General features: G+C 62.2%; 18 protein-coding genes. All 18 read left to right on the top strand.

The annotated features are described in order from the left end of the window. Window positions 1-321, top strand: a complete 321-nt coding sequence (rpmC, locus tag ACNAOU_RS16090) for a 50S ribosomal protein L29 (RefSeq protein WP_014922387.1) — start codon at window positions 1-3, stop codon at window positions 319-321. After that, window positions 318-614, top strand: coding sequence for a 30S ribosomal protein S17 (rpsQ, locus tag ACNAOU_RS16085; RefSeq protein ID WP_011775587.1), 297 nt, complete (start codon window positions 318-320; stop codon window positions 612-614). The genes rpmC and rpsQ overlap by 4 nt, the downstream gene beginning before the upstream one ends. A 353-nt stretch (window positions 615-967) precedes the next feature. After that, window positions 968-1336: a 50S ribosomal protein L14 gene (gene rplN / locus ACNAOU_RS16080; protein ID WP_003803789.1), complete on the top strand. Its 369-nt coding sequence runs from the start codon at window positions 968-970 to the stop codon at window positions 1334-1336. Window positions 1337-1339: 3 nt separating this feature from the next. Further along, on the top strand, window positions 1340-1699 hold the full coding sequence (gene rplX / locus ACNAOU_RS16075; protein WP_018776682.1) for a 50S ribosomal protein L24: 360 nt from the start codon (window positions 1340-1342) through the stop codon (window positions 1697-1699). Continuing rightward, entirely contained in the window at window positions 1699-2286 is a 588-nt protein-coding gene (gene rplE, locus ACNAOU_RS16070; RefSeq protein ID WP_018776681.1) for a 50S ribosomal protein L5, read from the top strand. Before rplX ends, rplE begins: the two co-directional genes overlap by 1 nt. A 78-nt stretch (window positions 2287-2364) precedes the next feature. Beyond that, a complete protein-coding gene (gene rpsH / locus ACNAOU_RS16065; protein WP_011775584.1) occupies window positions 2365-2763 on the top strand; it encodes a 30S ribosomal protein S8 in 399 nt (132 codons plus the stop codon). 18 nt (window positions 2764-2781) lie between these two features. After that, entirely contained in the window at window positions 2782-3318 is a 537-nt protein-coding gene (gene rplF, locus ACNAOU_RS16060; protein WP_018776680.1) for a 50S ribosomal protein L6, read from the top strand. 3 nt (window positions 3319-3321) lie between these two features. After that, window positions 3322-3705: a 50S ribosomal protein L18 gene (gene rplR / locus ACNAOU_RS16055; protein WP_018776679.1), complete on the top strand. Its 384-nt coding sequence runs from the start codon at window positions 3322-3324 to the stop codon at window positions 3703-3705. A 29-nt stretch (window positions 3706-3734) separates the two neighbouring features. Continuing rightward, window positions 3735-4406 (top strand): 30S ribosomal protein S5, encoded by a 672-nt coding sequence (gene rpsE, locus ACNAOU_RS16050; RefSeq protein ID WP_179128297.1) that lies wholly within the window; start codon window positions 3735-3737, stop codon window positions 4404-4406. 2 nt (window positions 4407-4408) lie between these two features. Then, the gene (gene rpmD, locus ACNAOU_RS16045) at window positions 4409-4615 is read left to right on the top strand and encodes a 50S ribosomal protein L30 (protein WP_018776677.1); all 207 of its coding nucleotides are present in this window, start codon (window positions 4409-4411) and stop codon (window positions 4613-4615) included. Next, complete coding sequence (gene rplO, locus ACNAOU_RS16040) at window positions 4615-5097, top strand: 50S ribosomal protein L15 (protein WP_018776676.1); 483 nt, start codon at window positions 4615-4617, stop codon at window positions 5095-5097. The genes rpmD and rplO overlap by 1 nt, the downstream gene beginning before the upstream one ends. A gap of 187 nt (window positions 5098-5284) precedes the next feature. Next, a complete protein-coding gene (gene secY, locus ACNAOU_RS16035; protein ID WP_039242402.1) occupies window positions 5285-6595 on the top strand; it encodes a preprotein translocase subunit SecY in 1311 nt (436 codons plus the stop codon). 5 nt (window positions 6596-6600) lie between these two features. Beyond that, entirely contained in the window at window positions 6601-7170 is a 570-nt protein-coding gene (locus ACNAOU_RS16030) for an adenylate kinase (RefSeq protein WP_018776674.1), read from the top strand. A 110-nt stretch (window positions 7171-7280) separates the two neighbouring features. Then, window positions 7281-8324 (top strand): 3-oxoacyl-ACP synthase III family protein, encoded by a 1044-nt coding sequence (locus ACNAOU_RS16025; protein WP_193589839.1) that lies wholly within the window; start codon window positions 7281-7283, stop codon window positions 8322-8324. 62 nt (window positions 8325-8386) lie between these two features. After that, window positions 8387-9118 carry a glycosyltransferase family A protein gene (locus ACNAOU_RS16020; RefSeq protein WP_018776672.1) on the top strand — a complete coding sequence of 244 codons (732 nt, stop codon included), beginning with the start codon at window positions 8387-8389 and terminating at the stop codon, window positions 9116-9118. Continuing rightward, entirely contained in the window at window positions 9118-10317 is a 1200-nt protein-coding gene (locus ACNAOU_RS16015) for a cytochrome P450 (RefSeq protein ID WP_422757222.1), read from the top strand. The genes ACNAOU_RS16020 and ACNAOU_RS16015 overlap by 1 nt, the downstream gene beginning before the upstream one ends. After that, window positions 10310-12031 (top strand): class I adenylate-forming enzyme family protein, encoded by a 1722-nt coding sequence (locus ACNAOU_RS16010; protein ID WP_055971677.1) that lies wholly within the window; start codon window positions 10310-10312, stop codon window positions 12029-12031. Before ACNAOU_RS16015 ends, ACNAOU_RS16010 begins: the two co-directional genes overlap by 8 nt. Further along, complete coding sequence (locus tag ACNAOU_RS16005) at window positions 12028-12939, top strand: NAD-dependent epimerase/dehydratase family protein (RefSeq protein ID WP_035733122.1); 912 nt, start codon at window positions 12028-12030, stop codon at window positions 12937-12939. Before ACNAOU_RS16010 ends, ACNAOU_RS16005 begins: the two co-directional genes overlap by 4 nt. The last annotated feature ends 8 nt before the right edge of the window (window positions 12940-12947 follow it).

Genomic DNA, 12947 nt, shown 5'->3' with positions numbered 1-12947 from the left:
ATGGCAGTAGGGTCGAAGGATCTCGCACCCGCACAGCTGGACGGTTTCGACAACGAGCGTCTCGTTGAAGAACTCCGCAAGTCCAAGGAAGAGCTGTTCAACCTGCGTTTCCAGTCCGCCACCGGACAGCTGGAGAACCACGGTCGCCTGCGCGCGGTAAAGAAGGACATCGCACGCATCTACACCGTTCTCCGTGAGCGCGAGCTGGGCATTCGTGCCGAGGTTGCCGCACCGGTTGTGGAAGCCAAGGAAGAAAAGAAGTCCAAGAAGGCTGCCAAGGCTGAAAAGGCCGAGGTTGAAGCTGGAGAGGACGCCAAGTGAGCGAGAAGGAAACTGTGACGGAAGCAGCAGCCAGCGCTGAACAGCGCGGTTACCGTAAGACGCGTCGCGGCTACGTTGTCTCTGACAAGATGGAAAAGACCATCGTTGTTCAGGTTGAAGACCGCGTAAAGCACGCTCTGTACGGCAAGGTTATTCGCCGCACCTCGAAGATCAAGGCTCACGACGAAGAGAACACCGCCGGCATCGGCGACCTCGTTCTCATCTCTGAGACCCGCCCGCTGTCCGCTACCAAGCGGTGGCGTCTGGTGGAGATCCTCGAAAAGGCCAAGTAAATCCGACGCCGGGCACGCCTGGCAGAGATTCACTGGAAAGGTCCGCATTCCCTATGGAATGCGGGCCTTTCCGCTTTCCCGGCCGGTTCGGTTACTGGCCCTGAACGTGCTAGGATATTGAGTTTGTATGGCGCCACTTGTGCGTCGTCCACTACCTCGTAAACAATCGTGCCGCTGCATACTGCCCCGCGCAGAGTTTTCTGCAAGGGAAGCTGATGCTTGTGGCACGGGCGTTTAGGCCTGTTCTGGCAAAATCCAGGCAGGTCAAGAGACACCCCGATCAACCGTTCCGCAAGGCTCATTCCGTATGCATGATTTCGGTCTGAGAACCGGCGCGACGCAAGGAGTAGAAATTGATTCAGCAGGAGTCGCGACTCAAGGTCGCCGACAACACGGGTGCTAAGGAAATCCTTACCATTCGCGTTCTCGGTGGATCCGGTCGTCGCTACGCAGGCATCGGCGACGTCATCGTCGCCACCGTCAAGGACGCTATCCCCGGCGGCAACGTAAAGAAGGGTGACGTCGTCAAGGCTGTCATCGTTCGTACCAAGAAGGAACGCCGCCGTGCGGATGGTTCCTACATCAAGTTTGACGAAAACGCAGCTGTGATCCTGAAGAACGACGGTGACCCCCGCGGTACCCGTATCTTCGGCCCGGTTGGTCGTGAACTTCGCGACAAGAAGTTCATGAAGATCGTTTCGCTGGCCCCGGAGGTGCTTTAGTCCATGGCTAAGATCAAGAAGGGTGACCTCGTTCAGGTCATCACCGGCGCCAAGCAGGAACGCGGCGGCGACCGCGGCAAGCAGGGCAAGGTCCTGCGCGTATTCCCGGCCACCAACCGCGTGCTGGTAGAGGGAATCAACCGCGTCACCAAGCACACCAAGGTCGGTCAGTCGCAGCGCGGCACCAAGACCGGTGGCATCGAGGTCGTTGAGGCCCCGATCCACGTTTCCAACGTTGCTCTGGTTGACCCGTCGACCAAGAAGCCGACCCGTGTTGGTTTCCGTCTCGACACCGTTGAGAAGGATGGCGCTACCAAGACCGTCCGTATCCGCGTGTCCAAGGCCACCGGGAAGGACATCTGATGAGTGAAACACTGTCTGAGACCACTGTCGCAAACAAGATCGTTCCGCGTCTGAAGACGAAGTACGCAGAGACCATCAAGAAGTCGCTGCAGGACGAATTCAACTACGCGAACGTGAACCAGGTTCCCCGCCTGGTGAAGGTTGTTGTGAACATGGGTGTTGGAGATGCCGCCAAGGACTCCAAGCTGATCGACGGCGCTGTCCGCGACCTCACCCTCATCACCGGCCAGAAGCCGCAGGTAACCAAGGCCCGCAAGTCGATCGCACAGTTCAAGCTGCGCGAAGGCATGCCGATCGGTGCACACGCAACTCTGCGTGGAGACCGCATGTGGGAATTCGTGGATCGTCTGGTTTCGCTGGCTCTGCCGCGTATCCGTGACTTCCGCGGCCTCAACGGCAAGCAGTTCGACGGTAACGGCAACTACACCTTCGGTCTGACCGAGCAGGTTATGTTCCACGAAATCGACCAGGACTCCATCGACCGCGTACGCGGCATGGACATCACGGTTGTCACCACCGCCAAGACCGACGACGAAGGCCGCGCGCTGCTCAAGGCGCTTGGTTTCCCGTTCAAGACCGAAAACTAACTACGTGACAGGTCCGACCGCGCAGGCTCGTAAGGGCAAGCGCAGCGGAAACCGGTACGAGGAAGGGCTATAGCCCAAATGACTATGACAGATCCTGTCGCAGACATGCTCACGCGTCTGCGCAATGCAAACTCGGCATACCACGACACCGTGTCCATGCCGTACAGCAAACTGAAGGCACGCGTTGCCGACATCCTGAAGGCTGAAGGCTACATTGCCGGCTGGAAGGAAGAGGACGCCGAGGTTGGCAAGAAGCTGACCATCGACCTGAAGTTCGGTCCGAACCGCGAGCGTTCCATCGCTGGCGTCCGCCGCATCTCCAAGCCGGGTCTCCGCGTTTACGCGAAGTCCACCAACCTGCCTCACGTGCTGGGTGGCCTGGGTATCGCAATCCTGTCCACCTCTTCCGGCCTCCTGACTGACAAGCAGGCCGGCAAGAAGGGCGTGGGCGGCGAAGTCCTCGCGTACGTCTGGTAACGGGAAAGGAAGAGAATAATGTCACGTATTGGACGTCTCCCCATCACCGTTCCTGCCGGAGTTGAGGTCAAGCTCGATGGCTCCGTCATCAGCGTCAAGGGTTCCAAAGGCGAGCTGAGCCACACTGTGGCCAGCCCGATCGAGGTCTCCCTGGAAGAGAACACTCTCACGGTCACCCGCCCGAACGACGAGCGCAACTCGCGTTCGCTGCACGGCCTGACCCGCACCCTGATCGCCAACATGATCCAGGGCGTTACCGAGGGCTACGAGAAGAAGCTTGAAATCGTTGGTACCGGTTACCGCGTTCAGGCAAAGGGTTCTGACCTGGAGTTCGCTCTGGGCTACAGCCACCCGGTTAACGTCTCTGCACCCGAAGGCATCACCTTCGTAGTAGAGGGTCCGACCAAGCTCTCTGTTGCGGGTATCAACAAGCAGCAGGTCGGCGAGGTTGCTGCCAACATTCGCAAGCTGCGCAAGCCCGACCCCTACAAGGGCAAGGGTGTCCGTTACGCCGGCGAAGTCATCCGCCGCAAGGTCGGAAAGGCTGGTAAGTAAACCATGGCCATCGCAATTAACAAGAAGCGTACGAACAAGAGCAAGTCGGCTGCACGCAACCGTCGCCAGCTTCGTATCCGCAAGCGCATCACCGGTACGGCTGCACGTCCTCGTCTGGTCGTCAACCGTTCGGCACGCCACATGTTCGTCCAGGTTGTCGATGACAGCAAGGGTGTAACCGTGGCTTACGCTTCCACTCTGGAAGCTGACCTTCGTGCACTTGACGGAGACAAGACTGCCAAGGCCAAGCGAGTCGGCGAGCTCGTTGCCAAGCGTGCAAAGGCTGCAGGCGTCGAAGCTGTTGTCTTCGACCGTGGCGGTAACAAGTACCACGGCCGCATCGCCGCCGTCGCTGACGGTGCTCGCGAAGGTGGGCTGGCACTGTGACCGTTGAAAATAACGAAAAGGACATTCAGGTGACTGAAGCTGTAGCTGCTGAAGCAACTGAGACCGCACCCGCTACCGATGACCGCCGCGGCGGACGTCGCGGCGAGCGTGGCGACCGTGGCCAGGGCCGCGGCGACCGTGGTGGCCGTGGTGGCCGCGACGGCGGTCGTGAAGCCGAGAAGAGCCAGTTCGTAGAGCGCGTTGTCACCATCAACCGCGTTGCCAAGGTCGTCAAGGGTGGTCGTCGCTTCAGCTTCACCGCACTCGTCGTCGTCGGTGACGGCAACGGCATGGTCGGCGTCGGCTACGGCAAGGCCAAGGAAGTTCCCGCTGCTATCGCAAAGGGCGTAGAAGAGGCCAAGAAGTCCTTCTTCCGCGTTCCCCGCGTTGGCAACACCATCCCGCACCGTGTGCAGGGTGAGGCTGCTGCAGGCGTTGTCCTGCTGCGTCCGGCTTCCGCCGGTACCGGTGTTATCGCCGGTGGTCCGGTCCGCGCGGTATTGGAGTGCGTGGGTATCCACGACATCCTCTCCAAGTCGCTCGGTTCTTCCAACGCGATCAACATCGTTCACGCGACCGTTGCCGCTCTGAAGCAGCTCGAAGAGCCCGCTTCCGTGGCTGCCCGCCGTGGCCTGCCGCTGGACGAGGTTGCTCCTGCTGCTCTGGTGCGCGCGCTCCAGAACCAGAAGGCAGGTGTTTAGTCATGGCTAAGAACCTGACTCCCTCCGACGCCAAGTTGGAGATCACCCAGATCAAGGGCGTCATCGGCGCCAAGCAGAACCAGATCGCCACCCTTCGGTCCCTCGGCCTGAAGCGCATCGGACACACCGTTGTCCGTACCGCTGACGCCGTGACCGTTGGCATGCTGAACACGGTTCCGCACCTCGTGAATGTAGAGGAGGCGAAGTAATGGCAGAGAACAAGACCGCCGCAGAGGCTGCTGAGAAGCAGAACACTCTGAAGGTCCACCACCTGCGTCCCGCCCCGGGTGCCAAGACAGCCAAGACCCGTGTTGGTCGTGGTGAAGGCTCCAAGGGTAAGACCGCTGGTCGCGGTACCAAGGGTACGAAGGCCCGCTACCAGGTAAAGGCTGGCTTTGCCGGCGGCCAGCTGCCGCTGCACATGCGCCTGCCGAAGCTGCGCGGCTTCAAGAACCCGTTCCGGGTTGAATTCCAGGTTGTAAACCTGGAGAAGCTCAACGAGCTGTTCCCGGAAGGTGGCACCGTCACCGTTGAGTCCCTGGTAGAGAAGGGTGCCGTTCGCAAGAACCAGCCCGTAAAGGTGCTCGGCACCGGCGACATCACCGTCAAGGTTGACGTCACCGTGCACGCATTCTCTTCCAGCGCTGCGGAAAAGATTGCCGCAGCAGGCGGATCCACCACCGCCCTCTAAGGGTTTGTGGGGCATCAGCCCGCTGTAACAAAGAATCCCGGTATGCGGGGCTTCGGCCCCGGATACCGGGATTTTTTTGGTGGTTGTGGACTCTCGATTATTCCGACGGCGTCACAAGCAGTTAGACTCGGTTGTTGGGTTTCATTGAGCCCGACCACATCCTTGTACTTTCTACTCAGGAGGACGCTTGCTAAGCGCATTCGGCCGGGCGTTTCGGACGCCTGATTTGCGACGCAAGTTGTTGTTCACGCTGGGAATCATCACAATCTTCCGCTTGGGAGCTTTCATCCCCTCGCCTGGTGTGAACTACCAGAATGTCCAGCAATGCTTGAACAACGGTGACACCTCGCAGGGCATCTACCAGCTGGTGAACTTGTTCAGCGGCGGCGCGTTGCTGCAGGTCTCGATCTTTGCCTTGGGCATCATGCCCTACATCACGGCGAGCATCATCGTGCAGTTGCTCCGGGTGGTTATTCCCCGGTTCCAGCAGCTGTACGAAGAGGGCTCATCGGGGCAGTCCAAGCTGACGCAGTACACCCGGTACCTCACCATCGCACTGGGCCTGCTGAACGCCACAACCCTGGTCTCCTTGGCTCGCTCGGGTCAGTTGCTGCCCGGCTGCAACCTGCCGATCATCCCCGATGAGAGCATCATTACCACCCTTCTGCTCATCATCACGCTGACAGCGGGCACGGGCCTGATCATGTGGATGGGCGAGCTCGTCACCGAGCGCGGCGTCGGCAACGGCATGTCGCTGCTGATCTTCACCTCGATCGCAGCCGGCTTCCCCCGCTCACTTGGCTCCATCTGGGAGACCAAGGGCCCGGGAACCTTCTTCATCGTTCTTGCCATCGGCCTGCTTACGGTGGCCCTGGTGGTCTTCGTGGAGCAGTCGCAGCGCCGTGTTCCGGTGCAGTATGCCAAGCGCATGATTGGTCGTCGCACCGTGGGCGGCACCAGCACCTACATTCCCATCAAGGTGAACATGGCCGGCGTCGTGCCCGTCATCTTCGCTTCCTCCATGCTGTACCTGCCCGGCTTGATTTCGCAGTTCAACCAGCCGAAGCCAGGGGAGCAGATGGCCCCGTGGGTTGAGTGGATCAACAACAACCTCACCCGTGGCGACCATCCCATCTACATGGCGCTTTACTTCGCCATGATCGTGTTCTTCACCTACTTCTACGTAGCCATCACCTTCAACCCTGAAGAAGTGTCGGACAACATGAAGAAGTACGGCGGGTTCATTCCGGGCATCCGGGCGGGTAAACCGACCGCGGACTACCTGCAGTACGTGCTTTCCAGGATTACTTTGCCTGGAGCCCTCTACCTGGGCTTCGTGGCGTTGATTCCACTGGTTGCACTCGTCCTGATCAATGCCAACCAGAACTTCCCGTTCGGTGGCACGTCAATCCTGATCATGGTGGGTGTCGGCCTGGAAACCGTCAAGCAGATTGATGCGCAGCTACAACAACGTCACTACGAAGGGCTTTTGCGATGACGAGAATGCTGATCATTGGACCTCCCGGTTCGGGCAAGGGTACGCAGGCTGAGCGGATTTCGGAGCGCCTCGGCGTAGTCGCCATCTCCACCGGCGACATCTTCCGTGCCAACGTCAAGGGTGAAACGCCCTTGGGTATCGAAGCCAAGAAGTACATGGACGCCGGTGACTTCGTTCCGGACAGCGTCACGAACAACATGGTTCGCGATCGACTGAGCCAGAGCGATGTCGAGAACGGCTTCCTGCTCGACGGCTACCCGCGCACCACCGCGCAGGTTGACTACCTCGACCAGATCCTCGCTGAGGGTGAGCAGGAGCTCGACGTCGTGCTCCAGCTGACCGCGGATGACGAAGAACTGGTTGCACGCCTTCTGGGCCGTGCCAAGGAAACGGGACGTTCGGACGACAACGAGGCCGTGATCCGTCACCGTCTTGACCTCTACCACGAGCAGACCGAAGCCGTTGTGGCCAAGTACGCTGAGCGCGGCATCCTTACTCAGGTGGATGGCATCGGCGGTATCGATGAAGTTACCGACCGCGTGCTCACAGCCATCGAGTCGGCCAAGGCTGTCTAGCGTTTTTCCACATAGCCGGGGAACCGGAGCTGGAGTGAAGGGTGTGTCCCGTACCATGGGTGCGGGACACACCCTTTTTCGTTGAGGCGGCACATTCTTGGGGGAAGCGCATGCAGACAGCTCTGTCAGGACGTAGCCGGATTTCGGGGCTTGAGGTCTACCTGCCACCGACGCGGCTGGATACGGCCGCCGTCGAACGCCGCATTGCCGAATCCAGCCCTGGCTTCCGCGTGCCGACGGGTCTGATCGGCCGGGTCACGGGAATCCGCTCCAGGAGTGTCATGTCCCCGACGGAGCAGGCGTCGGATCTGGCCGCCAACGCCGCTGCCAAGGTCCTGGCGGAATGCGGATTGCAGGCACCTGACGTGGACCTGCTGGTCTTTGCCTCTGCCAGCCAGGACATGGTTGAACCAGCTACGGGACACATGGTGGCAGCGAAACTGGGACTTTCATGCCCTGTGATGGACGTCAAGAACGCCTGCAACAGTTTCCTCAACGGTATGGAGGTTGCCGACGCTTTGATCGCCGGAGGGCGCTATGGGAGGGTTCTGGTGGTCACGGGGGAGTCGCCTTCCCGGGCGGTGCGGTGGTCGGTGCCGGACTTCCCGACGTTCGCCTCCAGCTTCCCCGGGTACACCATGAGCGACGGCGGCGCAGCAGTGTTGCTGGAGGCCGCGGTTGATCCCGCCGCAGCTGCAGACGGGGCGGCAGGAATCCTGGCCATGGGCTTCACCGCGCGAAGCAGCCATTGGTCCGTGGGTACCTTGGCGGCGGGAGGGTCGGCCTTCCCCCGTGATCCAGAGGCCAGCTACTTCAACATGGACGGGGAAAAGCTCAAGGATGCGTTCTTGGACCTCGGCTCCGACATCCTTGATGCGACTCTCGCGGAGATGCACCTCGCGTGGACGGACTTCGCTGTCGTCTGCGTACACCAGGTCAGCGCACCGTACCGGCATATATTCGCCGAAGGTGCCGGTGTGCCTGCGGAACTGCTGGTTCATTCCGTTGAGGACTTCGGAAACCTCGCCTCCGTCAGCCTTCCATTGCAGCTGAAGCTTGCCGTGGACAGTGGCAGGGCCGGACCCGGGGACCTGGTGGCATTGGTCGGTTTGGGCGGCGGCGTGAGCCTGGGAATGGCGGTGGTGCGGCTGTGAGCCCGCAAGAGGTTCGCAACAGGCTTACGAGTGCGGCTTCCACAAAGTCCTTATGCGTGGCCATGCCGATGCTCAATGAAGAGAAGCTGGTACGGCAGGCACTGGACTCGCTGGCGGCGCAGACGTTTCAGGATTTCACGGTAGTGGTGGTGGACAACGGTTCCACGGATCTCAGCTGCGCCATCGTGACTGAGTTCGCGTCAGCGCACCCGGGGATGGATATCCGGTTGGTTCACGACAGCGAGAAGGGCACGGGCGCGGCAGCTGATACCGGCATGCGCTTCGGCGTGGAGCACGGTGCGCGGTGGCTGGCCCGCACCGATGCCGATTGCCTGGCCGCACCGGACTGGACAGAGCGGATCATGGCTGCATTCGATGACGGCCTGGAGCTGGTTGCCGGACAGCTGAATCCCAGGGAGGACGAGGGCATAACTGCCCGTGAGCGGATCATGATGTTGTTGGCCGTCGAGGTGGCGTCGTTCTTCGGCCGGATCCGCCCGGGAAACAAGGGCGAGGGATACTTGGGTCCGTACCAGATGCTTCCTGGTTGCAACATGGCCATCACAGCAGACATGTATCACCGCTCCGGGGGTTTCCCCAGGACCAGGATCGAAGATCTCCATGAGGACCGCGCCTTGTCCAACCGGGTGCGTAAACTGACGCGTAACTACGCCCTGCGACGCGATGTTGTGGTGTTCGGTTCCTCCCGACGGGTCAAAGCGTGGGGGCTGAAGAACACTCTCGCCTGGTACGCGGACCACCGGTACCGCCCCGAACACGTGGATATCCGGTGATGCGGGGCCTTGCAGCGATCAACCCGCAGTGCACGGCGGAACGTTGGGAGCGCCGCGTCCATCTGGGAGCCCACCCCGTGTTGTATCCCGTGATCCGCGGCCTGGGTGCCATGGGTCCTGTGGTTCGCATCCCGGGACTCGGTGTGCTGGTCAGCGAAGCGGGACTGGTTCGGGAGGTGCTGATGAGCCAGGACGCCTACGTCAAGAACGGCCCATCAGGCTCGGGTGCGCTGTGGACCCCCGTTGTGGGGCCCAAGGCCTTGGTGAACATGGATGGTGAGGAACACAGGCTGCTTCGGCGGCGCCTGGGTGACCTTTTCACTCCCCGCTCCGTGGAGGGCATCGTGGAACCGGCAGCGGCAGCTCTGAAGGCGCGCCTGCACGGTGATTTGGACGCGAACGGCCGCGTGGATCTGGTGGACTGCGTCAAAGAACTGGCCGGCGGGGTCATCTCGCGCCTGCTGGGGGTTCCCGACGATGCCCCGGGGAGGCTGGCGGACAGGGAGCTTTTCGACCTCGGCTCCTCCATCTCGTCGCTTGTCCGCCTGGGCCGGCCGACGCTGACGGCGGGCCAAGTGGCCAAAGGAAAATCCGCCGTCGCGGTTTTGGCTGGACCGGTCCGGACGGCGTACAGGGAAAGCGACCCGGATACCTTCCCCGGCAGACTGCGTGAGCTCGGTATGTCAGAGGACGAAGCCATGGGCATCATCAGTGCGTTCGTGATGGTGGGCACCGAGACGCTGGTGTCGTTTGTGCCAAGGCTGGTGGCGTTGCTTGCTGACAGTGGACGGCTCAGTGAACTGGCCGCGGACAGGTCCGTTGTTCCGGCCGCCGTCAACGAGGCCCTGCGCTTCACGGTTCCTTCGCCCATGATGCTGCGGGACGCAGTGGTTGATGGATACATAGGCGGTACGAAGGTCTTCGCCGGGGACAGGATCCTGCTCTCAACCATCCACGCAGCCAAGAGCCTGGGTGGATTTGATCCGGCACAGGCAACACCACAGCAGGCACGTCAACTGTGGTTCGGTGCCGGACCGCATTTCTGTATCGGCATGCCGCTTGCCATGGCGGAAATCAACACGACGCTTGAGATGCTCCTGGACATGTACGCCCAGCGGCCGTGGTTGATCGCTGCCCGCCAGGTCAGCAGGGGAGTGCTGATTCCCGGGTATCGGAAGTTGGAGTTGGCCCATGCCTGACGAGACACCCGGCCTACCCCTGATGGCAGAGGATCTGATCACCGCCGTCTATGCCGTGGCGGACCGTGTTCCGGACCGTCCCGCCATCACGGCACCAGGCAAAAGCCGGCTACCGTGGGCACGGCGGAGAAACGACGGCGTCCGGCCCGGTCGTACCATCATGTACCGCGAGTTGGTGGATGGCATTGAGGCCACGGCCCGGCGTTTGCAGGATGACGGATTCGGGACAGGGGAGCGGATGCTCTTCTCGGTCCGTCCCAGTCCCGAAGCGTTTATTCTGGCACTTGGAGCCGTCCGGGCGGGCGGCTCCGTGGTGTTCATCGATCCCGGCATTGGGCCTTCGCTCTTCCGGGACCGGGCAGAACTGGCTGCGCCGCGCTGGGCCGCGTCGGAGTCACTCCTGTATGCCGTCAGCGCCAGGAGCCCGCTCCGTCCCATCGCACGCGGCCGCGGCCTGCTGCTCCCGGACTACGGGGCCATGGATGTCCGCCACTACTACTCCGGGCCGTGGCTCCCCGGCGTCCCCCGCGGCGCTTCGCCGGTAAAAGGGCTTGCGGCAACACTCCCGCAGGGGCAAGAGTCCGCCAGACCCACAGAAACGGTGACCGAACAGGAAGCGGTGATCATCTTCACCTCCGGTACCACCGGCTCACCCAAAGGGGTCATCCACACGAGGGGTTCCCTGGCCGCAGGTTTCGGGCAATTATCGACGCGTTGCAGCTTCGGTGAGGGGGACCGGATCCACTCCGAGCAGCTCATGATGGGCCTTCCGGCCTTGATCGCCGGCGCCCACTGGACGATGCCCGGTTATGGTTTCTCGGCTCACATCGACCCGCTTCGCCTGGCCGGCGAGTTGGGTGCCGTGACCGGCAAAGAAACGTCGTACGACGCCGCCACGCACCTTTTCCTGGTGCCCTCCCAACTGGCGCCCATCCTGGACGCCATCGAAGACGGTTCCGTCACTCTGCCAGCGACACTGAGAACAGTGATGCTGGGGGCCGCCCCCATCCTTGCTCCCTTCCTTGAACGGGCAATGAAGCTCCTGCCCGGGGTCGGGTTCAAACTCATCTACGGCATGACCGAGGTGCTGCCCATCGCCATTGCCGATGGCCGGGAGAAACTGGCCTTCGCGTCCGGCGCCGAAGCCGGGTTCACTGCGCCCGATGGCAGCGGTGAGGGCGACTTCCTCGGGGAGCCGCTGCCCGCCGTCGGGATCCGCGTAGCAGCCGACCACGAGCTGTTCGCCCGTGGGCCGAACATGTGCCGTGGCTACTTGGGCGAGGACCCCATGGTGGAGCACGCCACTGGCGACCTCGTCCGGCTGGACCACGGAGGAACCGGTGCGTCCAGGCTGGTCATGATCGGACGCAAGAAGGACATGATCATCCGGGGTAAGACAAACATCTACCCCGCGTTGTATGAGCCGGTCATCGCAGCTGTGCAAGGGGTCCGGACTGCCGTCATGGTGGGGGTACCGGACACTATCGGAGACGAGGCGGTATGGCTGGCGGTGGTCCCTGAACCGGACCAATCCGCTGTTGAGCTGAAGTCCCGGCTGGCCAGGGAACTGCCCATGCTCATCGACGAGTCCGCCCTTCCGGACCATATCGAAGTCCTGGAATCCATCCCATCCTCCGGCAGGCACAGGAAGCCGGACCGGGTGGCCCTGCGCGGGATGTTTGCCGTACGCCGGGACCCCGGGGAGGCCACATGAGGATTGCAGTGACAGGCGCGACGGGGTTCGTTGGAGGAGCCGTGGCGGATGCGGCTGAAGCCCGTGGCTGGGACGTCGTCCGCTATGCCCGCCGCCAGGGAGAGGGCTTGGAGTACTGGGACCTGGCGGGGCTGCCGCCTGCCCGGCTTCCGCACGTGGATGCGGTTGTCCACGCCGGTGCCCAGGTGGCCGACTGGGGAGACGCTGCCGTTTTTCACCGGGCAAACGTCGAGGGGACAAGGGCGGTCGCCGAAGCGTTCGCCGGGACACGCCTGGTCCATATCTCAAGCTCCAGCGTCTATCCGTGGTGGGAACCATGCGTGGATCGCCCCGAAGATGAGGTTGCTGCGCGACACCTGAATGCCTATGGACGCAGCAAGGCGCTCGCCGACGTCGAAGCCAGGAAACACGGCGATGCCGTGGCACTGCGTCCCCACGCCGTGTACGGCCCGGGTGACCGGACGCTGTTGCCCCGCCTCGTCAGCAACATTCGTGCAGGGCGGCTGCTCAGCATCGGGCACCCCGGGGTGAAACATCAACTGACCCATGTGGACAACCTGACACGGGCCGTCCTGGCCGCCTGCCAGTCGACGGTGCGCGGTGCGGTGAACGTGGGGGATGCCCAGCCTGTGGAGCTGGGGGCTGTATTGAGGCAGGTACTCGATGTTTCAGGACGCAGCGATGTCCCCGTCACTTACCTTCCGGAGCCCGCGGCCATGGCGCTCGCGGCCGTTTCGGAAGCAGCTTCGCGGGCTACGGGCCGTGCTCCGAAGCTGACCCGCTACGCCGTCAGCCAGGTAGGAAAGCAGCGGACGTACCGTTTGGACCGGCTGCGGGAGGAGCTGGGAATCGAGCCAATTTCGACCACGGTCTCGGATGCGGGAAAATGGTTGGAGCACGGGGCCTGATCGGTCCC

Source organism: Paenarthrobacter sp. C1 (assembly GCF_049315185.1).
Lineage (GTDB): Bacteria > Actinomycetota > Actinomycetes > Actinomycetales > Micrococcaceae > Arthrobacter > Arthrobacter nicotinovorans.
The sequence above is the reverse complement of the archived record's forward strand: the minus strand, read 5'-3'. Positions and strand labels throughout refer to the sequence as shown.